This is a genomic window from Zobellella endophytica (assembly GCF_003012775.1).
Lineage (GTDB): Bacteria > Pseudomonadota > Gammaproteobacteria > Enterobacterales > Aeromonadaceae > Oceanimonas > Oceanimonas endophytica.
This window is the reverse complement of sequence record NZ_PXYG01000002.1, coordinates 704,909-726,293: the sequence shown is the minus strand read 5'-3', so window position 1 is coordinate 726,293 and position 21,385 is coordinate 704,909. Positions and strand designations below refer to the sequence as shown.

Sequence of the window (21,385 nt, the reverse complement as noted above, 5' to 3'; positions counted from 1 at the left end):
ACTAAAATAGGGGGAACCACCTCCCGGGAGCAAGGCGATGCACAAAGGCGGGTTGCTGTTGGCGCTGTTGCTGGGCGGCTGTTCGCCGCTGTCCCACTGGCTGGGCAAGGATCTGCTGCCGGTGCCGCCGGATGCCCTGGTCGAACGCCTGCCGCCCGATTACGATCCCTCGGCCCCCCGGCCACCTTATCGCGGACCCCATCCTTCCCGGGTGCCGCTGGATCCGTCCTCTTTCCCCCTGCCGGTACTGCCCGGCGAAACGGGGCCCATCGACCCTAGCCTGGGTCCCTTGCAGTATCCCTTCGCCTGCGGCACCGAGGAGTCCGGCCTGGGCCAGCCGCGAGTGGATAACCGGGACGGGATCGGCACCCCGGTGTACGCCGAGGCACAGGGGCGCAAGCTGAAAGGCACCATAGTGGGCTACAGCCGGGACTGCCTGACCCCGACCCGTATGGATTACTTCTACAAGCCGGTGGCCGGTGACGACTTGCTGCCCCTGCCTGCCGGGCCCCTGCCGGCGGACATGGCGTGGTTCAGCCACGACGGCGAGCGCATTCCCTTCGTATTGCGGGTAGAGCGGGGCAGCCTCAACCGCTTCCTCTATGCCATTGCCATGCTGGCGGATCCCGCCGAGCCGGTGGCCGACACCCGCAGCCGTTACTGGAACCGGCGGCTAATTTTCCATTTCCGCGGCGGTGTCGGCATCGGCAAGCGCCAGGGGCACATGAAGATGAGCACCCTCACCAGGCGGCTGACGGACCAGCTGGCCGAGGGCTACGCGGTGCTCGGCACCAGCGCCAATGTCACCGCCACCCAGTACAACGTCTGGCTGGCGGGCAATACGGCGCAACTGGCCAAGGCCCAGTTCGTGGCCCGCTACGGCCGGCCCGACTATACCGTGGGCATCGGCGCCTCCGGCGGAGCGGTACAGCAGTACCTGCTGGCCGAGACCCATCCCGGGCTGCTGGACGCGCTGATCCCCCAGTACAGCTACCCGGACATGATCACCCAGAGCATCTGGGCGCTGGACTGCGAGCTGCTGGAGTATTACTTCGACGTGACCGCCCGGGACAATTCCCGCTGGCAGGTGCAGGAAAACCGCACCCTGGTGCTGGGGCTGTCGGCCAGCAGCCGGGTCGAGAACCGGGAGCGGCGCTATTACCGCTGGGCGCGCTGGGCCGGGCTGGGGCTGCGCCTGCCGCCGCTGCCGCCGGGCGCCACCGAATGCAGCCACAGCTGGCGCGGCCTGGCGCCGCTGACCAACAATCCCCACTATTCCCACCATGCCCATCGCTATGTCCCCGAGGTGGCTGCCCGCGCCCGCTTCAGCCACTGGCACGATCTGGCCCATGTCTACGGGGTGGACGAACACGGCTTCGCCCATCGCACCTACGACAACACCGGGGTGCAGTACGGCCTCGGTGCCCTGGTGGCCGGCGACCTGAGCCTGCCGGAGTTCCTGCACCTCAACGCCCACGTCGGCAGCTGGAAGGCACCGAAGGACATGGTCCAGGAGCGCTACTGGCTGCTGTCCGGCGACACCAGCCTGGCTCGGGCTTCCATCTGGAGCCACCACAACATGCGGCGGATAAAACCGGTGCCGCTGCGGGTGTTCGCCGAGAACCGGGTGGACGAGATCCGGGTCGCGCCGCGCGGCCGGGGCCAGGGGGAAGCCATGGCGGCGGCCTACCGCGCCGGCCAGGTGTTCCTCGGGCGAGTGGATCTGCCGATCGTCGATATCCGCCATTACCTGGATCCCGAGCTCGACATGCACCACTCCTTCGCCAGCCTGTCGAGCCGGCTACGCCTGCTACGTACCCGGGGTCACAGTGACAACATGCTGATCTGGCAAAGTCTGGAGCCGTTCGATTCCACCCCGGCGGCCTTTGCCCTGCTGGAGCGCTGGCTGGCCGCCGGGCACCGTCCGGCGGACGCCGAGGACGCCTGCTGGGACGGAGAGGGCAGGCTGATTGCCCGGGGCCCGGATGTCTGGCGGGGCCCCTGGCTGGGCGCGGCCGAGTCCGGTCCCTGCCTGCGGGCCTACCCCCCCTACCGGAGCCCGCGCAACGTGGCCGGCAGCCCGCTGGCCGGGGATCTGTTCCGCTGCGCCCTGATGCCGGTGGCCGAGGCCATGGCGCTGGGGCTCTACGGCGAGGTCGAGGTTCGTCCCTATCGGACCATGCTGGAAAAGATCTTTCCCGACGGCGTCTGCGATTACCGCCGGGGTGATCAGGCCCGGCCCACGGAGGCTGAGCTCGGCCTGGATCCCGTGTTATAGTCGGCATCCTGTTCGGGAGGGAGAGAGCCAGTGCAGATGCAACACGACCGGGATGCCCTGCTGTGGGATGAGTACAAATACCGCCACGACCACATCTGGAAAAAGTTGTTCCAGATCACCGCCGCCGTGGTGCTGCTGGGCGCCGTGCCCTACCTCAAGCCCGACATCACCCGGGTGCTGCAGGGCTGGATCCTGATAGCGCCCCTGCTCGGTACCGTGCTGTCGCTGATCACCCTGTTCCTGATGCACTTCGAACTGGCTCTGTTCGCCCGGATTGCCGGCGCCCACCGCCGGATCCAGGAGGAGCAGGGCATGATCCGCCACGCCCGCGGCAACTACTTCCGCCCGCTGGTGATGATCTACGTGGCCTTCCTGTGCCTGGTCAGCCTGGCCAACGTGGCGGTGGTACGGCTGCTCTGGCTGGGATTGTTGCCGGTGGTCTAAAAACAGTGCCGGGCGCGGAAGTGATGCTCGCCCGGGGCCATGTCGTTGGCGATGGCGGCGAGGATGGCCGGGGCGATGTGGCCGCTGTCCGCGTCGAAGGTGCTGCACAGCGCCAGGGTGCGGCGGATGTCCACCTTGCGGCCCAGGTATTCGAGCACCACCCGGGTACAGCTGGGAATACGCTCGCCGCTGGCCGAGGCGCCCAGGCGCAGGCCGCTCAGCCGGCCGACCCGGCTCTTGAAGGTGGGGATCAGTATGGTCTGGGTCAACTGGTTGCGGGTGAGCGACTCGTAGTCCACCAGGAAGATCCGATCCGCCAGCAGGTGGGCCATGCCCAGGTACTTGCTGTGATAGACCCGCTCGCCGGGGCTTTGCTGCAGCCGCTCGGTACGCTGGTAATAGACCCCCTGGCCGCGTTGCTCCAGGCACACCAGGTTGCGCAGTATCTTGCCGGGGAAGGCCATGGAATGGTGGTACTCGAAGTAGTAGCCCAGGTATTTGTCGAGCCCCTGGGAGTTGGCCTGCAGCAGCGCCAGGTGGCTGAGCTCCGGGTGTTCTTCTTCCTCTTCCCGCGGTCGTGGCCGCACCTGGATCAGCAGCTCGAACTGGCTGTGGGGCATTAGTATTTCATGCTCCTCCACCCCGAAAAAATCGCACAGCCGGCGCAGGCTGTGGGCCGAGGGCTTGTAGCGGCCGCTCAGGTAGCGGTTGAACTGGGGCCGGTTGACCTTGAGCTTGCGGCATACCTCGGCCACCGACTTGTAGTAGCTGCACAACAGGCGCAGGTTTTTGGCGAAATCTTGATGCATGGCGGCTCCCCGAAACTGGGCCCAGTGTACCCAAAGTCACTTTTCTGCAACAGAGTGCAACAGTATCTGATTGATGCAGCCAGTGCACCACACAGCGCCACTTTGCTACAGGGCGTCAAATTCCCCGCCAGCCCCCCTTGTTGCTGTAATAACGCCAACAGATGAACCTGTGCGAACGCGCTCAGGCACCGGAAGGCACAGCACGCCGACACGCTGTGAATACATCCCTGTACGCTCGCACATGCCATTCATGGCATGTGACGGTCGGCTTAGCTGTATCCTTCCGTTGCCTGTTCGGGATCCCGATCGTCTGACTCGTCAAACAACAGTGCAAGCCGGTGGAGAAGCCAAATGCAAACACGTACCGAATACGATCTTCTGGGCGAACAGCAGGTGCCGGCCGAGGCCTGGTACGGTATCCAGACCCAGCGTGCCAAACAGAACTTCAACATCACCGGCGTGCCCATCAGCCACTTTCCCGAGCTGATCCGGGCCCTGGCCATGGTCAAGGCCGCCGCCGCCCAGGCCAACCACCAGCTCGGCCTGCTGCCCGAACACAAGGCCGCCGCCATCGAGGCCGCCTGCGCCGATATCATCGAAGGCGAGCTGCACGACCAGTTTATTGTGGATCTGATCCAGGGCGGGGCCGGCACCTCCACCAACATGAACGCCAACGAAGTGATCGCCAACCTGGCGCTGCACAAGCTCGGCTTCGCCCGCGGCCAGTATCAGGAACTGCACCCCAACAACGACGTCAACCGCTCCCAGTCCACCAACGACGCCTATCCTACCGCGGCGCGGCTGGCCATCGTGTTCGCCGCCCAGCCGCTGAAAGAAGCCATTGCCGGCCTGCAGCAGAGCCTGGCGGCCAAGGCTCTGGAATTCGGCCATATCCTCAAGATGGGCCGCACCCAGCTGCAGGACGCGGTGCCCATGACCCTGGGCCAGGAATTCGAGGCCTTCGCTGTCAATCTGGGCGAGGAGGAGGCGCGTATCGACGACGCCTGCCGGCTGCTGTGCGAGGTCAATCTGGGCGGTACCGCCATCGGTACCGGCATCAACGCCCACCCGCGCTACGCCCGGCTGGCGGTGACCGAGCTGGCCGGGATTGCCGGCCAGCCGGTGAGCCTGGCGGGCAACCTAGTGGAGGCCACCTCCGACATGGGTGCCTTCGTCACTTTCTCCAGCGTACTCAAGCGGCTGGCGGTGAAGCTATCCAAGCTCAGCAACGACCTGCGCCTGCTGTCCAGCGGTCCGCGCACCGGCCTGGGCGAGATCATGCTGCCGGCCATGCAGCCCGGCTCTTCCATTATGCCGGGCAAGGTCAACCCGGTGATCCCCGAGGCGATGAACCAGACCGCTTTCCAGGTGATCGGCGCCGATCTGGCGGTGACCCTGGCGGCGGAAGCCGGCCAGCTGCAGCTCAACGCCATGGAGCCGCTGATCATCTACAACCTGCTCAACAGCTGCCGCATGCTGGGCGAGGCCATCCGTATGCTGGACGAGCGCTGCGTGCGCGGCATCGAGGCCAACGAGGCCCAGTGCGCCCGCCACGTGCAGAACAGCATCGGCATCGTCACCGCCCTGGTGCCCCATATCGGCTACGACAACGCCAGCCGCATCGCCGGCCTGGCCCTGCTGAGCGGCGCCGGCGTCGCCGAGCTGGTGCGCAAGGAAGGGCTCTTGAGCGAGGAACAACTGGCCGCGATCCTGAGCCCGGCGGCCATGGTGGCGCCGGTGGAGGCCTGAGATGGGACGGGTACTGATACTGCATACCGGCGGCACCATCGGCTGCCGGGCCACCAGCGAGGGGCACAAGCCGTCCCTGGACTTCACCGCCCTGCTGCGCAAGCGGCTGGCGGACAGCGGCGAGCCCGAGCTGCCCGGGTTCGACGTGATCGAGCTGCAGACGCTTATCGACAGCGCCAACCTGACGCCGGCGCACTGGGCGCAGATCGCCGGCCTGCTGGTGGTGCACTGGCAGGACTACGACGGCTTCCTGGTACTGCACGGCACCGACACCATGGCCTACACCGCCTCGGCGCTGTCGTTCATGCTGCAGGGGCAGGACAAGCCGGTGATCATCACCGGCTCCCAGATCCCGCTGTCGGAGCGGCGCAGCGACGGCCTGGACAACCTGATCAACGGCTTGCACCTGTGCGTGGCGCCGGGGCTGGCGGAAGTGTGCATCTACTTCAACGGCCGGCTGCTGCGGGGCAACCGCACCACCAAGCTCAAGGCCACCGAGCTGGACGCCTTCGCCTCACCCAACCTGCCGCCGCTGGGGGTGGCGGGCATCCGCCTGGAACCGGATCGCGGGCTGCTGCTGCCGGCCGGGCCGCTGTGCTTCCGCATTCCCGAATTCGACCCAGAGGCGGTGACGGTGCTCAGCCTCTACCCGGGCATCAGTGCCCGCGCCGCCCGCGCCCTGCTCGAGCACGCGCCGCTGCGGGGGGTGGTGATGCTCAGCTTCGGGGTCGGCAATCCGCCGGACGCCAATACCGAGCTGATGGCGGCGCTGGCGGCGGCGGTGGAGCGGGGCATCGTGATCGTCAACCGCACCCACTGCCTCTACGGCAAGGTCGATCAGGGCACCTATGCCACCGGCAACAGCCTCAACCGCATCGGAGTGACCCCGGGCGGCGATCTTACCCTGGAGGCGGCCTTTGCCAAGCTGCATTACCTGCTCGCCATGGAGCAGGATCCGGCCCGGGTGCGCGAGCTGATGTGCCGGCCGTTGCGGGGGGAGATGATGGCCGTCTGACACCACACGACAGTTATCTGCGGACGGCGTCCCGCGGCGGAGGTTGGTTCATCATGAAATGCTTACACTATAAGGACCGGTCTTTATGACCAATGACCCACACCGCCGAGGACAAGATGATGAACCACAAGATAATGACGGGAGCCGTTGCCGCCGCCCTGCTGTTCGGTCTGTCGGCCTGCAGCAACATGTCGGATCGGGATCGCAACACCGCCATCGGCGCCGGTGCCGGTGCCGTGGGTGGCTCTGTCCTGACCGGGGGCAGCACCATGGGCACCATAGGCGGAGCCGTGGTGGGTGGGGTTATCGGCAACCAGGTCGAGACCAAGGACAAGAAATAATCCCCGGCCCACCCTGGAACGCCATATAGTCCACAACTTAGGCTGCCTCATTTTCGAGCTCCCGGATTCAACCGCAAGAGCCGGAGTGCCCCCGGCCACGGAGCGGGCTACATTGAGGGGGTGACCCACTACAGCCAAGGACAATGCCATGGACAGCAACAAGGCGGCCCATATCGAGGCGGTGCAGCGCGATCCCCGCTGGCAGGCGGTGCTGAGCCGGGATGCGCGGGCCGACGGCCATTTCTGCTATGCGGTCAGTACCACCGGCGTCTACTGCCGGCCCTCCTGCCCGTCGCGCCAGGCCCGGCCCGAACACGTCACCTTCTACACCAGCGGTGCCGCGGCCCGGGCCGCCGGCTACCGGCCCTGCAAGCGTTGCCGGCCGGAGCCGACGAGCGGGGAGCCGGCACTGATCCCGGCCCTGTGCCGTTATATCGAGCAGGCGGAACGGCTCCCCACGCTGGCGGAGCTGGCCGGTCACGCCGGACTCAGCCCCTGCCACCTGCATCGCCGCTTCAAGGCCGAAACCGGGGTGACGCCCCGGGCCTATGCCCTGGCCCGGCGCGGCGAACGTGTGCGGCGGGAGCTGGCCCGGCAGCACAGGGTGACCGATGCCATCTATGAGGCGGGATACGGCTCGGACAGTCGCTTCTACGAACAATCCGCCCGTCTGCTGGGCATGACTCCGGGCCGCTACCGCGCCGGGGGCCAGGATACCGATATCCGCTTCGCCGTCGGCCAGTGCTCGCTCGGCGCCATCCTGGTGGCGTGCAGCGAGCGGGGCGTCTGCGCCATTCAACTGGGTGATGAGCCGGAAGCGCTGCTGCGGGAGTTGCAGGATCGCTTTCCCGCCGCCAACCTGATCGGCGGCGATGTCGATTTCGAACAACTGGTGGCCCGGGTGGTGGCCATGGTGGAGTGTCCCCGCCTGGGGGTGGGGTTGCCGCTGGATATTCGCGGCACCGCCTTCCAGCAGCGGGTGTGGCAGGCGTTGCAGCAGATCCCCCCGGGCGAGACCCTCAGTTATGCCGACATTGCCCGGCGTATCGGCAGCCCCCGGGCGGCGCGGGCGGTGGCGGCCGCCTGTGCCGCCAACCCGCTGGCGGTGGCCATTCCCTGCCATCGGGTGGTGCGTGGCGACGGCAGCCTGTCCGGCTATCGCTGGGGCATAGCGCGCAAGCGACAATTGCTGGAGCGGGAGGGCGAGGCGCTGCCGGCACCCGGGCCGGCGGACTGAGGGGAGAGTTGCCGCCGGCTGGGCTATACTGCCAGCACCAGATACTGCCCGCCCGGGCAGGCTGCCATGGAGGGCAGGTGATGCAAGAGAATCTGTTGCACGTGGGGCAATCCGCACCTTGGTTCGTGGCACGCACCACCAGCAATCCCCGTTTTCAGTTCAACACCGTGGCCGGCCGCCACGTGGTGCTGTGTTTCTTCGGCTCCGCCGCCGATCCGCTTGGCCGGGATGTGCTCGGGGAGATAGACCGGCATCGCAGCGTGTTCGACGACGTCAATATCTGCTTTTTCGGCGTCAGCACGGATCCCGAGGACGAGAGCAGCGGACGGCTGGCGGCCTTGCTGCCGGGCATGCGCATCTTCTGGGATTTCGACGGGGGCGTCAGCCGCCTGTATGGCGCGGCGGGAGAGGCGTCGTCGTCCTATCGGCGCTTTACCCTGGTGCTGGACGAGCGGCTACGGGTTTTCGCCGTGCTGCCGTTCGGCGAGCGGGCCGGCAACCACATGCTGGAGCTGATGCGGGTACTGTCGGTGCTGCCGCCGCTGGCGCCGACCTGGACCGCGGTGTCTCACGCCCCCATCCTGATCGTCCCCCGGGTGTTCGAGCCCGAGCTGTGCCGCGCCCTGATCGGCTATTACGAGCGGGAGGGGGGCTATGAGTCGGGCTTTATGCGGGATATCGACGGCAAGACGGTGCAGGTCCATGATCACCTGCACAAACGCCGGCGCGATCAGGACATCACCGACGAACAGCTGATGCTGGCCTGCAGAACCCGGCTCCAGTACCGGCTGCTGCCGGAAGTGCACAAGGCGTTCCAGTTCCGGGCGACCCGCATCGAGCGCTACATCGTGGCCTGTTACGAGGCCGAGAGCGGCGGCCATTTCCGTCGCCACCGGGACAACACCACCCAGGGTACGGCCCACCGGCGTTTTGCCGTGTCCCTGGTACTCAACAGCGGCGAGTTCGAGGGCGGCCAGTTGCTGTTTCCCGAATTCGGGCCCCAGAGCTACAGCCCGCCGGCGGGGGGCGCGGTGGTGTTTTCCTGCTCCCTGCTGCACGAGGCCACGCCGGTCACCCGGGGGCGACGCTACGCCTTTCTGCCGTTCCTGTACGACGAGGAAGCGGCCAGGGTGAGGGAGGAAAACCTGCATGCCCTGGATCGCGGGGACTAGCCTTGGCGAACAGCGCGCCAATTCAGTAGGCCCTTTCCCCCAGGTAGTTGCCCGGCGGGTGGTAGTGGCACACCAGGATCAGCTTGTCGTCGCAGACCGAGGTGGCACAGCCCAGCTCCCGGGTGGCAGGCCAGACCATCTGGGTGTAGTGGCCCACCACCGGGGCCAACGCCCGGGTCAGCGGCTGGCCCCGATAGTCCCGCTTCTCCTCTTCCCAGGCCCTGACCCCGTCCAGCTCGTCATAAAAGCCGAGGGTGCCCATAAACAGGTTTTCGCCAAAGCCCGAGCCCTGGCTGTGCTCCAGTACGCAGCGCCGGGCCAGTGCCCCGGCCCAGCGTTCGGCCTGTTCGGTGGCATGGGCCGACCAGCCCAGGGGCGGCGCCCCCACTTCCTCCCGTGCCTTGTTGTGGGCTTCCAGCAGCACCCGGCGCTGGTCCTGGGTGAGGACGCCGGGACCGGGCAGTCCGGCATCCGGCGTGATGACGGAGATGGGGCCAGGGGCCCAGGTGGCCGGGCCGCCACAGGCGGTCAGCAGCAGGGTCAGCAGGCTGAGATGGACGAGGTGCATAAGGCGGCTCGCGGCAGGAGTACAGACCCTAAGTGTACCGGGCGCCAATAAAAAGCGCCCAGCGGCGGGCGCTTTCAGAAGGATGATGATCCTACGGATTGGCCCAAAAAGACAACACCCATGCCAGAAAGGAGGACAAAGGGAGCCGCTCCGCCGACCGTCACATGCCAGGGATGGCATGTGTGAGCGTATTTACAGCGTGTCGGCGGAGTGGGCCCTTTGGCCGCTTGCATCGGTCATGACAAGCGGTCTAAATAGCTGTTCCGAATAGTAGATCAATCAAGACAGCGGGCGGGTACTGCTAAGCAGACCCTTTGCGCCAGGGATTGGCGCGGCGGAGCCCCCAGGGATGGGTTTACGGCGTGTCTGTGTGCGGTGCCCGGCCGATGTAGCACCATTAGGATCAGTTATTTAGTGAACAGCCTGAACAAAGCGCCTATCGGCGGGCGCTTTGTGGTTCAGGGTGAGGTGATCAGAGGCTGGCGATCTGCTCGCGCTGGGCTTGCAGCTTGGCCAGGGTGGCTTGGTAGTCGGCCAGCTTCTCCTGCTCCTTGGCCACCACCTCGGCGGGGGCCTTGGCCACGAAGCCGGGGTTGTTCAGCTTGCCTTGCAGCCGCTTGATTTCACCGCCGACCTTGTCCAGCTCCTTCTGCAGGCGCGCCAGCTCGGCGTCCTTGTCGATAAGTCCCGCCATCGGCAGCAGCAGCTCGGTGTCGCCGATCAACTGCTTGGTGGACACCGGTGCTGCTTCATCGGCGGCCAGCAGGGTGATACTGTCGAGCTTCGCCATGGCCTTGAGGAAGGCGTCGTTGTCGGTGGCACGGCGGGCGTCGTCGCCGGCCGGGCGCAGCAGCACGGACAGTGCCTGGGCGGGGGGGATGTTCATCTCGGCGCGCAGGTTGCGGATGGACACGATAAAGCGCTTCACCCACTCCAGATCCGCCATCGCCTGCTGGTCTTCCAGTGCTGCATCGGCCTGCGGGTAGGCGGCCAGCATGATGGTGTCGCCGGCGCGGCCGGCGAGCGGGGCCACCCGCTGCCAGATTTCCTCGGTGATGAAGGGCATGAAGGGGTGAGCCAGACGCAGCAGGGTCTCCAGCACCTCGATCAGGGTCTTGCGGGTGGCGCGCTGTTCGGCCTCGGAGCCGTGCCACAGCACCGGCTTGGTCAGCTCCAGATACCAGTCGCAGAACTGGTTCCAAATGAACTCGTAGAGGGCGTTGGCGGCCCGGTCGAAGCGGTAGCCGTCGAGCGCGCTGCGCATGTCCCTGATGGTGACCTGCAACTGGGCCTGGATCCAGCGGTCCGCCAGCGAATACTGCAGTTCGCCGCCGTGTTGGCCGCAGTCCTGCTCTTCGGTGTTCATCAGCACGTAACGGGAGGCGTTCCACAGCTTGTTGCAGAAGTTGCGGTAGCCGTCCAGGCGCTTCATGTCCCAGTTGATGTCGCGGCCGGTGGAGGCCATGGCGCAGAGGGTGAAGCGCAGGGCGTCGGTGCCGTGGGGCTCGATGCCCTCCGGGAACTCCCTGCGGGTGTTCTTCTCGATCTTGGCGGCCAGCTGGGGCTGCATCATGTTGCCGGTGCGCTTGGCCACCAGCGATTCCAGATCGATGCCGTCGATCATGTCGAGCGGATCCAGCACGTTGCCCTTGGACTTGGACATCTTGTCGCCGTTCTCGTCGCGGATCAGGCCGGTGACGTAGACGGTCTTGAACGGCACCTGGGGCTTGCCGTTCTCGTCCTTGAGGAAGTGCATGGTCATCATGATCATGCGCGCCACCCAGAAGAAGATGATGTCGAAGCCGGTGACCAGCACGCTGGAGGGGTGGAAAGTCTCGAGCTCCGGGGTCTGCTCCGGCCAGCCCAGGGTGGAGAAGGTCCACAACGCCGAGCTGAACCAGGTGTCGAGCACGTCCTCGTCCTGGCGCAGGGCCACGTCATCGCCCAGCTGGTGGGCGGCGCGTACCTCGGCCTCGTCGCGGCCCACGTAGACCTGGCCGTTGTCGTCGTACCAGGCGGGGATGCGGTGGCCCCACCACAGCTGGCGGGAGATGCACCAGTCCTGGATGTCGCGCATCCAGGAGAAATACATGTTCTCGTACTGCTTGGGCACGAACTGGATGTCGCCGTCCTCCACCGCCTGGGTGGCCACGGCGGCCAGGGGGCCGGCGCGCACGTACCACTGATCGGTGAGCATGGGCTCGATCACCACGCCGCCCCGGTCGCCGTAGGGCACGGTCAGCTCGTGATCCTTGACCCCGTCGAGCAGGCCCAGCCGCTCCAGCTCGCTCACCACGGCGCTGCGGGCGTCGTAACGGTCGAGGCCGCGGAAGGCGGCGGGCAGCTCGGCGCCGTAGGCGTCGGACGGCTCGCCCTTGGTGGTGAACACCTCGGCCTGGTCGCGGATCTCGGCGTTCAGGGTGAGCACGTTGATCATCGGCAGGCCATGGCGCTTGCCCACCTCGTAGTCGTTGAAGTCGTGAGCCGGGGTGATCTTGACGCAGCCGGTGCCCTTTTCCATATCGGCGTGTTCGTCGCCGACGACGGGGATGCGGCGATGGACGATGGGCAGGATGATGTCCTTGCCGATCAGGTCCTTATAACGAGGATCCTCCGGGTTGACCGCCACCGCGGTGTCGCCCAGCATGGTTTCGGGACGGGTGGTGGCCACCACCAGGTAATCCTTGCCATCGGCGGTCTTGGCGCCGTCGGCCAGGGGGTAGCGGAAGTGCCACATATGGCCCTTCATCTCGCGGTTTTCCACTTCCAGGTCGGAGATGGCGGTATGCAGCTTGGGATCCCAGTTCACCAGCCGCTTGCCCCGGTAGATGAGATCGTCCTCGTACAGGCGCACGAACACTTCCTTCACCGCGTTGGACAGGCCCTCGTCCATGGTGAAGCGCTCGCGCTCCCAGTCCACCGAGGCGCCCAGGCGGCGCAACTGGCGGGTGATGGTGCCGCCGGACTCTTTTTTCCACTCCCAGATCTTGTCGATAAAGGCGTCGCGGCCGTAATCATGGCGGTTCTTGCCCTCTTCGGCGGCGATCTTGCGCTCCACCACCATCTGGGTGGCGATGCCGGCGTGGTCGGTGCCCACCTGCCACAGGGTGTTCTTGCCCTGCATGCGCTGGTAGCGGATCAGGGTGTCCATGATGGAGTCCTGGAAGGCGTGGCCCATGTGCAGGCTGCCGGTCACGTTGGGCGGCGGTATCATGATGCTGTAGGCATCTTTGCTGGTGTCGCCGTGGGCTTTGAAGTAGCCCTTGTTTTCCCATTGCTGGTACAGGGCCTGTTCGATGGCGTTGGGGTTAAACGTTTTGTCCATGGTGTTATGCGTCTTCAGTTTGGGATGGTGCAGGCGCGGTGGTCAGTTCGACCCCGGCCTGCCGATAGGCTTTGAAGCGTTCGCGGGCCAGTTGCTTACCGGCCTCGTCGGGTGGCACGAAGTCGAGCAGGCGGTTGAAGCGCCGGGCGAAGGCAGGGGCCTGGGGCGCCAGGTTGATCAGCAGCGGCCGGCCCTGGTGCGGTGCCTGCCAGCCGATCACTACGGGGGCGCCCTGACGGGGACCCTCGCCCTGCAGGTTGTGGGCCACGAAGCTGTCGGGCGACTGTTGCCAGAGCAGTTCATCCAGCGCTTCGGCCTGGGCCTGGTCGCGGGTATGGATGAACACACCCAGCCCCTGGCGATAGGCGTCGGTGGCGAGCCGGCATGCCAGCTGCTCCGGCGCATCGGGGCCGGCGTGGTCCGGCAACAGGTAGAAACAGCCCTGGTTCATGCTCACTCTTCGGTATTGTTAATGCCGGCCCGGTTCAGCAGGAACTGGGTCAGCAGCGGCACCGGGCGGCCGGTGGCGCCCTTGTCCTTGCCGCTCTTCCAGGCGGTGCCGGCCACGTCCAGATGCGCCCAGTTGTACTTCTTGGTGAAACGGCTGAGGAAGCAGGCGGCGGTGATGGTGCCCGCCGGACGGCCACCGATGTTGGCCATGTCGGCGAAGGGACTTTCCAGCTGTTCCTGGTACTCGTCGTTCATGGGCAGGCGCCAGGCTCGGTCGCCTGCCTGTTCGGAGGCGTTGAGCAGCTCATGGGCCAGGGGGTTGTGGTTGGCCAGCAGTCCCGAAGTGTGATGACCGAGGGCGATGATGCAGGCACCGGTGAGGGTGGCCACGTCCACCACCGCTTCCGGTTCGAAGCGTTCGATGAAGGTCAGCGCATCGCACAGCACCAGCCGGCCCTCGGCATCGGTGTTGAGCACTTCCACCGTCTGGCCGGACATGGTGGTGAGGATGTCGCCGGGGCGATAGGCGTTGCCGTCGGGCATGTTCTCGCAACCGGCCAGCACCGCCACCACGTTGACCGGCAGCTGCAGCTCGGCCAGGGCGTGCATGGTGCCCAGCACCGAGGCGGCGCCGCCCATGTCGTACTTCATTTCGTCCATGCCGTCGGCCGGCTTGAGCGAGATGCCGCCGGCGTCGAAGGTCAGGCCCTTGCCCACCAGGGCGATGGGGCGCGCATTGGGATCCGGGTGGCCCTTGTACTCGATCACCGACATCATGGCTTCGTTGTGGGAGCCGCGGGCCACCGCCAGGTAGGCGTTCATGCCGAGCTCGGCCATTTCCTGCTCGCCGATCACCCGGGTGCTGATGTTGTCCCAGGCGTCGGCCAACTGGCGCGCCTGGGAGGCCAGGTAGGCCGGGTTGCAGACATTGGGCGGCATATTGGCCACGTCGCGGCAGATCCGTACGCCCTTGGCTACGGCCAGGCCGTGCTGGATGGCGCGTTCGCCGATGGTCAGCTCGCGCCGCGTGGGGACATTGAACACCAGTTTGCGCAGCGGACGGCGCGGCTCGGCCTTGTTGGTCTTGAATTGGTCGAAGCTGTACAGGCTGGCCTTGGTGGTTTCCACCGCCTGGCGCACCTTCCAGTAGGTGTCCCGGCCCTTGACGTGCAGCTCGGTGAGGAAGCAGACGGCTTCCATGGAGCCGGTTTCGTTCAGGGTGCTGATGGTCTTCTGGATGATCTGCTTGTACTGGCGCTCATCCAGCTCGCGTTCCTTGCCGCAGCCGACCAGCAGCACCCGCTCGCCCAGCACGCCGGGCACCTGGTGCAGCAGCAGCATCTGGCCGGCCTTGCCTTCCAGATCGCCCCGGCGCAGCAGGGAACTCAGGTAACCGTCGCTGATCTTGTCCAGCTGTTCGGCGACCGGCGACAGGCGGCGGGGTTCAAACACGCCCACCACGATGCAGGCGCTGCGCTGTTTTTCGGGACTACCACTCTTGACACTGAACTCCATGGATTCTCCTACAGCTTGAAGACAATGGGCGCCAGATGAACGATAATGATGGCCATCGCCAAAGGCGCCGATCTTCGCGTACTTAATATGCGAAAATCGTGATTTTACGCTTATTCTTAAGCGTTTCCATTAAAAAAGACAAGTTTACACTGGGATTGACGGTGATTGCATTCCGCTATTTGTTTCGGGAAACCCTGAAGACTCAGCTGGCCGTATTGTTCGTCTTGCTGCTTATTTTTATCAGCCAGAATTTTATCGAGGTGCTGGGCGACGCCGCCAGCGGCGACATTCCCGGCGCCCTGGTGGGCAAGTTGCTGCTGCTCAACCTGCCGGAGATGGCCACCATCATGCTGCCGGTCAGCCTCTTTATCGGCATCCTGTTCGCCCATGGCCGGCTCTATGCCGAGAGCGAGATGACGGTGATGCGGGCGGTGGGCATGGGACCGGGCAGGATCATGCGTACCACCCTGGTGCTGGCACTGTGCTGGACGGCGGTGGCGCTGTTCAACTCGCTCTGGCTCAATCCCTGGTCCAAGGCCCAGGTCTATCAGCTGCTGGAAGAGGTCAAGGCCGATCCGGGCTTTGCGGTATTGCGCGAGGCCCGCTTCATGAGCCTGGACGGCGGACGCATCGTCGCCTACGTGGAAGAGCTGGAGTCCGATGCCGACGGCAATCGCCTGAACCGGCTGTTCGTGGCCCAGCGCGCCCAGGGCCAGCAGGCCCCGGCCATAGTGGTGGCCGATGGCGGCCGCATCCACGAGCGGGAAGGCGGCCAGTGGCTGACCCTGGAAGAAGGACGCCGCTACAGCGGTACCCCGGGCAGCCGCGAGTTCGATGTGGCCACCTTCAGCGAGTACAGCGCCTATATCCGGGCGGCCGAGGTAGGCGAGGCCGAACGGGAGGAAGCCTCGGCGGACAGCCTGAGCCTGTGGCACTCCGATGAGCTGAGCGACAAGATAGAGCTGCAGTGGCGGCTGGTGCTGCCGCTGTCGATGCTGGTGCTGACCCTGGTGGTGGTGCCGCTGGCGGTGGTCAACCCGCGTCAGGGCCGCTATGCCAAGCTGCTGCCGGCGATACTGCTGTACCTGGCCTATTTCCTGCTGCAGAGCGCGTCCCGCTCGGCGGTGTCCGGCGGCAGCCTGCCGACCACGCCCGGCCTGTACCTGGTGCCGCTCGGCTTCCTGCTGCTGGTGGCATTGCCGCTCAACCTGCTGGAAACGGCCTGGTGGAACCGGACCCGGGAACAATTCAAACGGAGCAGGGCGGCCTGATGTTCAGTATCCTCGATCGTTACATCGGCCGTACCGTGCTGATGTCCATTTTATTGTGCGAGCTGACCCTGGTGGGGCTGTCGGCCATCATCCGCTACGTGGAGCAGCTGCGCAGCGTGGGCGAGGGCAGCTATACCCTGCTGGTCGCGTTCTATTACGTGCTATTGTCCATGCCCAAGGAAATCGTGCTGTTTTTCCCCATCGCCGCCCTGCTGGGGGGACTGATCGGCCTCGGCCAACTGGCCAGCAGCAGTGAGCTGGTGGTGATGCAGGCGGCGGGGCGCTCCCGTTTCAATATCGTGACCAGCGCACTCAAGACCACGGTGCCGCTGATGCTGGTGATCATGCTGGTGGGGGAATACCTGGCCCCGGCGACCAAGCTGGCGGCGGACGACCTGCGCACCCAGGCCCGTTCCGACGGCCAGGTGGTGCTCTCGGTCAACGGTGTCTGGGCCAAGGACGGCGAGGCCTACATCAATATCGGCCAGGCCCGCCGGGACGGCAGCCTGAGCGGCATCACCCTCTATTATTTCGACGACGACATGCGGCTCAGCCGTATCACCCAGGCGGCGGAAGCCAGCTATCGGGGCGACGAGTGGCAACTGCTGAACGTGACCGATACCCTGTTCAATCATGGCGAGTTGATCACCACCGAACTGCAGGCCAGTCGCGGCTGGCGCTCCAGCCTGACCCCGGAAAAGCTGGGAGTGGTGGCGATAGACCCAGATGAGCTGTCGATGCGCGGCCTGCGGGAGTATCAGGCCTACCTGCAGGAAAACGGCCAGGACGGCAGCCTGTACGCGCTGGAGTTCTGGCGCAAGGCGCTGCAGCCGGTGATGGTGGTGGCCATGATGCTGCTGGCCTCGTCCTTCGTGTTCGGCGCCCTGCGCAGTGTGACCATGGGGGCCCGGTTGCTGATGGGCATCCTGTTCGGCTTTGGCTTTTACGTGGCCAACGAGGTGTTTGGCCCGGTCAGCCTGGTGTACGAGGTACCGCCGGTGGTGGGTGCCCTGGGTCCCAGCCTGCTGTTTATCGGGGTGGCGCTGTTTTTGCTGAATCGCCGGGCTTGAAAGCGGGGATTAGGAATTAGGGATCAGTCCCCGGTCCCGGGCAATCAATCCCGGCGCAGCAACTGCCGGTTCTGCTCCTTGGTCAGTACCACCACCTCGCAGTCGGCGATCTTGTCCTGCAGCGCCAGTTTGGTGCCCGGGTTGAGCCAGACCCAGAAGTTGCCGAGTCCGAGCAAGGCGCTGGCGGCGCGGATCAGCGTCTGGCTCAGGCGCAGGGGGGAACCGTCGGTGTTCTGCACCCGCAGCCGCCAGGCGCGCATGCCCAGGGTCTGGCCGCTGGTATGCCAGAACCAGCTGTAAAAGCCCATGACCACGCTCAGCAGGTAGAGGCTGTACAGCCGGCTGGCGCCGAGCAGCGCCGCGGTATCCGCATGGGCACCCAGGCCGATCCAGCCCAGGACCAGGGCCAGCTGGGTCAGCCCGAAACCGATGAAACCGGCCACCATCAACAGTGCCGTCACTATCAGAAAATCGTAGAGCCAGGCGCCCAGCCGGCGTAGCACGCCGGCCCTGGGCAGGCCCGAGAAGGAAGAAACCGCCATCATTCGTCTGCCGTGAGAAAGTTTGGCGCATTCTAGCAAAACCGCGGTCCGGGGTAACCTTTGCGTCGACGCACAATTAATGGTCAATCATCGCCGGCATCCCCAGAATAAGCTTGCGGGCCATAGGTGGATACGTATAATGCAAACCGCTTACCAAGTTGAGCATACCAAGTGGCAGTGTGATGAAATTGGTAGACATGAGTGATTCAAAATCACTTGCCTTCGGGCGTGCCGGTTCGAGTCCGGCCACTGCTACCACTTAAAACCCAGCATCGGCTGGGTTTTTTTGTTTTTGCTAAGCTGACAGACAGCTTCATTGCGCAGAGTTGATCCCATGTTAAAGCCCGGCCAGCTGGTTTCCGTTTCCATTCATAGCCTTACCGACAAGGGCGACGGCATCGCCACCCTGGAGGGACGACCGCTCTACGTGGAGCGGGCCCTGCCGGGAGAGCGGGTTGAGGTGAGTCTGACCCTGGTCAAGCCCAATTACTGCCACGGCAGCCTGCTCCGGGTCGAACAGGCGGCGAGCGGCCGTAGCGAGGACTTCTGCCCCTATACCGCCTGCGGTGGCTGCCAGTTACGGGTGATGGACAACGGGGCGCAGCTGGCGCTGAAACGCCGGTTGCTGCTGGACGCCCTGCAGGCGACCGGGCTCGACTGCCCGGTGGCGGAAACCCTGGGCATGGCCGAGCCCTATCACTATCGCAACAAGGCCCAGTATGCGGTGCAGCCCGGGCCCTACATCGGCTTCTACGCCAAGCACAGCCACCAGTTGGTGGAAGCGGATCGGTGCCGGGTGCAGGCGCCGGTCACGGCCGAGGTGGTGCAGCGGGTGCGTGGCTGGATGCGCCAGTGCGCCGTGCCGGCCTATAACGAGGCGACGGGGGATGGGGTGGTGCGCCATATCATGGTGCGCGACGGGGTGAACAGCGGCGAACTGATGGTGGTGCTGGTGGTGGCCGAGCCACCGGCGGAGCCGGCGCTGGAGCAACTGGTGGCCGGGCTGCGCTCGCTGGCCGGCCTGGCCAGCCTGATCCTCAACCTCAACCCCAAGCCGGGCAACCGCGTGCTCGGACCGGAAAACCGGGTGCTGTGGGGGCGGGAGGCGATAGTGGATCGGCTGGACGGGCTGCAGTTTTCCATCTCCCCCCTGTCGTTTTACCAGGTGAACCCGCGCCAGACCGAGGCCCTCTATCGGGAGGCGGTGCGCCTGGCCGGGCTGAGCGGCGACGAGGTGGTGTTCGATCTCTATTGCGGCATCGGTACCATAGCGCTGTTTATGGCCCGGCAAGCACATCGGGTGATCGGTGTGGAGCTGGTACCGGAGGCGATTGCCGACGCCCGCGCCAACGCCGAGCGCAATGGCCTGGCCAACGTGGAGTTTCACCTGGGGGCGGCGGAGCAGGTGGTGCCGGCCCTCTATGCCGAGGGGCTGAAGGCGGACGTGGTGGTGCTGGATCCGCCGCGCAAGGGGTGTGATCAGGTCCTGCTCGAGACCCTGGTCGAGATGCGGCCGGCCCGGCTGGTGTATGTATCCTGCAATCCCAAGACCCTGGCCCGGGATCTGGCCTGGTTGACCGACCATGGTTTTGTACTGGAGCAGGCGACACCGGTGGACATGTTCCCTCATACCATGCACGTGGAAACCGTGGCGCTGTTGACCCGGAAATAAATAAAGCTTTGCAAAATAACGAATGATAACTATTATCAATAACTCGACGGAGGAGGTGGCTATGGTCGTGTTATTGGTATTGTGCTGGCTGACGGTGGTGTGGTGGGTGCCGGCCTCGGCGCTCACCCTGTGGCTGAGCGCCGGTTTTGCACTGTTTGCATTGCTGCTGACCGTACCCTCGGTCAGCCGGCACTGGTACTGGCTGCCGGTGGGCGGCCTGGCCGGGCTGGGACTGACCCTGGGCTTGTTGCTCGGGGCCTGAGCCCGGATGCCGGGGCCGGGAAGGGCGGGCCTCTTCCCGGCTGCGGTTCAGGGAGCCCGGTGATTTTCCCGCAACAGGGCTTCCATTCGGTCAAGCTGCTGGCGTAACTGATCCAGCTCCTGCTGCAGTGCCCGGCTCTCCTGCTCCGGCCCTTCCCCGTTTTCCGCCTTGAATTTCTCGCTTTCGCTCTGCATCACTTCCAGCACGATGCCGATCATCATGTTGAGGAAGATGAAGGCGGTGAGGAAGATAAAGGTGACGTAGTAGATCCAGCTGTAGGGGTAGGGCTCCATGGTGGCATACATCACATCGGTCCAGTCCTCGAAGGTGGCGATGCGAAACAGGGTCAGCATCGCCTGGCTGATATTGCCCCACAGGAAGGGATCCACCTGCTCGAACACGAAGCTGCCGACAGCGGCATAGATATAGAAGATGATAAACATCAGTAGTGCCACGTAGCCCATGCGCGGGATGGACACCACCAGGGCATTGAGCAGCACCCTCAGCTCGGGGATCATGGAGATCAGCCGCAGGGCGCGGAATACCCGCAGTAGGCGGGCGATCAGCACGGTATCGGTGCTGTCGATGGGCACTATGCTGGCCAGCACTATCACCAGGTCGAAGACATTCCAGCCGGACTTGAAAAAGTCCCGGAAGCGGGGCTCGGCCGCCATGCGGATGGCGATTTCCACCAGGAAGAACAGGGTGACGGCGGCGTCCAGCACCGCCAGTATGTGCTCGAAACGGCTGGTGTTGTCGTAGGTTTTGGCGCCCACCACCAGGGCGGACAACACGATGACGGTAATGACGAAACCTTCGAACAGTCTGTTGCTGCGCAAACGTAGAAACTGGGCCTGCAGCTGGGCAAATCCGTTATTCATGCTCTATCTCAAACTCAAAAAGCCATCCGCACAACAGCGTGCGGCGCTCAAATTACTCTATTGTGCCGCGTCGCACAAACCTTTCGCGCGGGCTTCGGAGCCGGATGAGGGAGGTGGGCCGGCCGCGGTGGTCGCGGCCGGCATCGGGAAGGCGGAAACCGGGAGGCTTCCGCCGTGCCGTCAGGCGGAGTGGGTATCGACGATATTCAGCAGGGTCGGCGTTTTGCGGATATCGAGCGGCATATGCAGCCGTTGGGCGATGTCCTGCACCGAGATCACGCTGCGGATCTGATGGGATTCCCGGTCGATCACCAGGCAGTACTGTTCCCCGCTGGACTGCAGGGTATGGATCACATCGGCAATGGTGCTGTGCTCCAGCTGCTGATAGGAGAACGACTTGATCTTGTCGCGGGGCAGCATCAGATCCGTCACCAGGATGTCGTGGCGGGCATCCCCTTTCGCCACCTGGCGGATGATGGCCTGGTGGGACAGCTGTTCCAGCTGGATCAGCCCCAGCAACTCGTCCCGGTCATCGACCACCAGCTTCAGCCGGGTATGATCGTGTTGCATCATCTCCAGGGCATCGGCGGCCCGGGTATCGGCGTCGATCATGGTGGGCTGGCTGTGCTTGAAGTCGCTCAGCAGGCTGAGCGCCGGGGAGTCGAGGTAGGCACCGGTAAAATCGGCAGGCTGCACCAGGTGATCGGTGGCTTCAACGGCATACAATGGCAGTGTTTTCATGGCAATTCCTCTCATGCCGAACTCATTTGGGTGTCGGCCATGT

The 21,385-nt window shown here is 65.1% G+C and carries 19 protein-coding genes and 1 tRNA gene; 12 read left to right on the top strand and 8 right to left on the bottom strand.

The window, feature by feature from the left end; genetic code table 11:
* Nucleotides 1-37: 37 nt before the first annotated feature.
* Nucleotides 38-2,278 carry a DUF6351 family protein gene (locus tag C7H85_RS08625; RefSeq protein WP_106729277.1) on the top strand — a complete coding sequence of 747 codons (2,241 nt, stop codon included), beginning with the start codon at nucleotides 38-40 and terminating at the stop codon, nucleotides 2,276-2,278.
* 36 nt (nucleotides 2,279-2,314) lie between these two features.
* Nucleotides 2,315-2,722: a hypothetical protein gene (locus tag C7H85_RS08620; protein WP_106729413.1), complete on the top strand. Its 408-nt coding sequence runs from the start codon at nucleotides 2,315-2,317 to the stop codon at nucleotides 2,720-2,722.
* Here the strand turns inward: C7H85_RS08620 and C7H85_RS08615 are convergent.
* The gene (locus C7H85_RS08615) at nucleotides 2,719-3,531 is read right to left on the bottom strand and encodes a helix-turn-helix domain-containing protein (RefSeq protein ID WP_106729276.1); all 813 of its coding nucleotides are present in this window, start codon (nucleotides 3,529-3,531) and stop codon (nucleotides 2,719-2,721) included. The genes C7H85_RS08620 and C7H85_RS08615 overlap by 4 nt on opposite strands.
* Before the next feature lie 351 nt (nucleotides 3,532-3,882).
* Between C7H85_RS08615 and C7H85_RS08610 the strand changes: the two genes are divergently transcribed.
* The 5 genes from C7H85_RS08610 (at nucleotide 3,883) to C7H85_RS08590 (ending at nucleotide 9,045) form a co-directional block, all read left to right on the top strand.
* Nucleotides 3,883-5,280, top strand: coding sequence for an aspartate ammonia-lyase (locus C7H85_RS08610; RefSeq protein WP_106729275.1), 1,398 nt, complete (start codon nucleotides 3,883-3,885; stop codon nucleotides 5,278-5,280).
* 1 nt (nucleotide 5,281) lies between these two features.
* The gene (locus C7H85_RS08605) at nucleotides 5,282-6,295 is read left to right on the top strand and encodes a type I asparaginase (RefSeq protein WP_106729274.1); all 1,014 of its coding nucleotides are present in this window, start codon (nucleotides 5,282-5,284) and stop codon (nucleotides 6,293-6,295) included.
* Between the two features lie 119 nt (nucleotides 6,296-6,414).
* Nucleotides 6,415-6,636, top strand: coding sequence for an osmotically-inducible lipoprotein OsmB (gene osmB, locus C7H85_RS08600; protein ID WP_210433600.1), 222 nt, complete (start codon nucleotides 6,415-6,417; stop codon nucleotides 6,634-6,636).
* A 148-nt stretch (nucleotides 6,637-6,784) separates the two neighbouring features.
* Nucleotides 6,785-7,873, top strand: a complete 1,089-nt coding sequence (ada, locus tag C7H85_RS08595; protein ID WP_106729273.1) for a bifunctional DNA-binding transcriptional regulator/O6-methylguanine-DNA methyltransferase Ada — start codon at nucleotides 6,785-6,787, stop codon at nucleotides 7,871-7,873.
* An 80-nt stretch (nucleotides 7,874-7,953) separates the two neighbouring features.
* The gene (locus C7H85_RS08590) at nucleotides 7,954-9,045 is read left to right on the top strand and encodes a 2OG-Fe(II) oxygenase (RefSeq protein ID WP_106729272.1); all 1,092 of its coding nucleotides are present in this window, start codon (nucleotides 7,954-7,956) and stop codon (nucleotides 9,043-9,045) included.
* A gap of 22 nt (nucleotides 9,046-9,067) precedes the next feature.
* Here C7H85_RS08590 and C7H85_RS08585 read toward each other — a convergent pair whose 3' ends face one another.
* The 4 genes from C7H85_RS08585 to pepA form a co-directional block, all read right to left on the bottom strand.
* Nucleotides 9,068-9,613: a CAP domain-containing protein gene (locus tag C7H85_RS08585; protein ID WP_106729271.1), complete on the bottom strand. Its 546-nt coding sequence runs from the start codon at nucleotides 9,611-9,613 to the stop codon at nucleotides 9,068-9,070.
* Between the two features lie 472 nt (nucleotides 9,614-10,085).
* A complete protein-coding gene (locus C7H85_RS08580) occupies nucleotides 10,086-12,938 on the bottom strand; it encodes a valine--tRNA ligase (RefSeq protein WP_106729270.1) in 2,853 nt (950 codons plus the stop codon).
* Between the two features lie 4 nt (nucleotides 12,939-12,942).
* Nucleotides 12,943-13,389: a DNA polymerase III subunit chi gene (locus tag C7H85_RS08575; protein ID WP_106729269.1), complete on the bottom strand. Its 447-nt coding sequence runs from the start codon at nucleotides 13,387-13,389 to the stop codon at nucleotides 12,943-12,945.
* A 2-nt stretch (nucleotides 13,390-13,391) separates the two neighbouring features.
* Entirely contained in the window at nucleotides 13,392-14,903 is a 1,512-nt protein-coding gene (gene pepA / locus C7H85_RS08570; RefSeq protein WP_106729268.1) for a leucyl aminopeptidase, read from the bottom strand.
* A gap of 155 nt (nucleotides 14,904-15,058) precedes the next feature.
* Here pepA and lptF point away from each other — a divergent pair, with 155 nt between their 5' ends.
* On the top strand, nucleotides 15,059-16,174 hold the full coding sequence (gene lptF, locus C7H85_RS08565; protein WP_168388243.1) for an LPS export ABC transporter permease LptF: 1,116 nt from the start codon (nucleotides 15,059-15,061) through the stop codon (nucleotides 16,172-16,174).
* Nucleotides 16,174-17,244 (top strand): LPS export ABC transporter permease LptG, encoded by a 1,071-nt coding sequence (gene lptG, locus C7H85_RS08560; protein WP_106729266.1) that lies wholly within the window; start codon nucleotides 16,174-16,176, stop codon nucleotides 17,242-17,244. Before lptF ends, lptG begins: the two co-directional genes overlap by 1 nt.
* A 44-nt stretch (nucleotides 17,245-17,288) precedes the next feature.
* Here lptG and C7H85_RS08555 read toward each other — a convergent pair whose 3' ends face one another.
* On the bottom strand, nucleotides 17,289-17,789 hold the full coding sequence (locus C7H85_RS08555; protein WP_168388242.1) for an RDD family protein: 501 nt from the start codon (nucleotides 17,787-17,789) through the stop codon (nucleotides 17,289-17,291).
* A 170-nt stretch (nucleotides 17,790-17,959) separates the two neighbouring features.
* Here C7H85_RS08555 and C7H85_RS08550 point away from each other — a divergent pair.
* The 3 genes from C7H85_RS08550 (at nucleotide 17,960) to C7H85_RS08540 (ending at nucleotide 19,720) form a co-directional block, all read left to right on the top strand.
* Nucleotides 17,960-18,044, top strand: a tRNA-Leu gene (locus C7H85_RS08550).
* Nucleotides 18,045-18,120: 76 nt separating this feature from the next.
* Nucleotides 18,121-19,458: a 23S rRNA (uracil(1939)-C(5))-methyltransferase RlmD gene (gene rlmD, locus C7H85_RS08545; protein WP_106729265.1), complete on the top strand. Its 1,338-nt coding sequence runs from the start codon at nucleotides 18,121-18,123 to the stop codon at nucleotides 19,456-19,458.
* Between the two features lie 61 nt (nucleotides 19,459-19,519).
* The gene (locus tag C7H85_RS08540; protein WP_106729264.1) at nucleotides 19,520-19,720 is read left to right on the top strand and encodes a hypothetical protein; all 201 of its coding nucleotides are present in this window, start codon (nucleotides 19,520-19,522) and stop codon (nucleotides 19,718-19,720) included.
* A gap of 47 nt (nucleotides 19,721-19,767) precedes the next feature.
* Here the strand turns inward: C7H85_RS08540 and C7H85_RS08535 are convergent, their stop codons facing one another.
* Together C7H85_RS08535 and C7H85_RS08530 are read right to left on the bottom strand one after the other, a co-directional pair.
* Nucleotides 19,768-20,601, bottom strand: a complete 834-nt coding sequence (locus C7H85_RS08535) for an ion transporter (protein WP_106729263.1) — start codon at nucleotides 20,599-20,601, stop codon at nucleotides 19,768-19,770.
* Between the two features lie 180 nt (nucleotides 20,602-20,781).
* Nucleotides 20,782-21,342: a CBS domain-containing protein gene (locus C7H85_RS08530; RefSeq protein ID WP_106729262.1), complete on the bottom strand. Its 561-nt coding sequence runs from the start codon at nucleotides 21,340-21,342 to the stop codon at nucleotides 20,782-20,784.
* Nucleotides 21,343-21,385 lie beyond the last annotated feature (43 nt).

What these genes read in the sequence shown, in the direction of transcription:
- C7H85_RS08625 (WP_106729277.1), top strand. Translation starts at nt 38, where the DNA reads ATGCACAAAGGCGGGTTGCTGTTGGCGCTGTTGCTGGGCGGCTGTTCG.
- C7H85_RS08620 (WP_106729413.1), top strand. Translation starts at nt 2,315, where the DNA reads ATGCAACACGACCGGGATGCCCTGCTGTGGGATGAGTACAAATACCGC.
- C7H85_RS08615 (WP_106729276.1), bottom strand. Translation starts at nt 3,531, where the DNA reads ATGCATCAAGATTTCGCCAAAAACCTGCGCCTGTTGTGCAGCTACTAC.
- C7H85_RS08610 (WP_106729275.1), top strand. Translation starts at nt 3,883, where the DNA reads ATGCAAACACGTACCGAATACGATCTTCTGGGCGAACAGCAGGTGCCG.
- C7H85_RS08605 (WP_106729274.1), top strand. Translation starts at nt 5,282, where the DNA reads ATGGGACGGGTACTGATACTGCATACCGGCGGCACCATCGGCTGCCGG.
- osmB (WP_210433600.1), top strand. Translation starts at nt 6,415, where the DNA reads ATGAACCACAAGATAATGACGGGAGCCGTTGCCGCCGCCCTGCTGTTC.
- ada (WP_106729273.1), top strand. Translation starts at nt 6,785, where the DNA reads ATGGACAGCAACAAGGCGGCCCATATCGAGGCGGTGCAGCGCGATCCC.
- C7H85_RS08590 (WP_106729272.1), top strand. Translation starts at nt 7,954, where the DNA reads ATGCAAGAGAATCTGTTGCACGTGGGGCAATCCGCACCTTGGTTCGTG.
- C7H85_RS08585 (WP_106729271.1), bottom strand. Translation starts at nt 9,613, where the DNA reads ATGCACCTCGTCCATCTCAGCCTGCTGACCCTGCTGCTGACCGCCTGT.
- C7H85_RS08580 (WP_106729270.1), bottom strand. Translation starts at nt 12,938, where the DNA reads ATGGACAAAACGTTTAACCCCAACGCCATCGAACAGGCCCTGTACCAG.
- C7H85_RS08575 (WP_106729269.1), bottom strand. Translation starts at nt 13,389, where the DNA reads ATGAACCAGGGCTGTTTCTACCTGTTGCCGGACCACGCCGGCCCCGAT.
- pepA (WP_106729268.1), bottom strand. Translation starts at nt 14,903, where the DNA reads ATGGAGTTCAGTGTCAAGAGTGGTAGTCCCGAAAAACAGCGCAGCGCC.
- lptG (WP_106729266.1), top strand. Translation starts at nt 16,174, where the DNA reads ATGTTCAGTATCCTCGATCGTTACATCGGCCGTACCGTGCTGATGTCC.
- C7H85_RS08555 (WP_168388242.1), bottom strand. Translation starts at nt 17,789, where the DNA reads ATGATGGCGGTTTCTTCCTTCTCGGGCCTGCCCAGGGCCGGCGTGCTA.
- rlmD (WP_106729265.1), top strand. Translation starts at nt 18,121, where the DNA reads ATGTTAAAGCCCGGCCAGCTGGTTTCCGTTTCCATTCATAGCCTTACC.
- C7H85_RS08540 (WP_106729264.1), top strand. Translation starts at nt 19,520, where the DNA reads ATGGTCGTGTTATTGGTATTGTGCTGGCTGACGGTGGTGTGGTGGGTG.
- C7H85_RS08535 (WP_106729263.1), bottom strand. Translation starts at nt 20,601, where the DNA reads ATGAATAACGGATTTGCCCAGCTGCAGGCCCAGTTTCTACGTTTGCGC.
- C7H85_RS08530 (WP_106729262.1), bottom strand. Translation starts at nt 21,342, where the DNA reads ATGAAAACACTGCCATTGTATGCCGTTGAAGCCACCGATCACCTGGTG.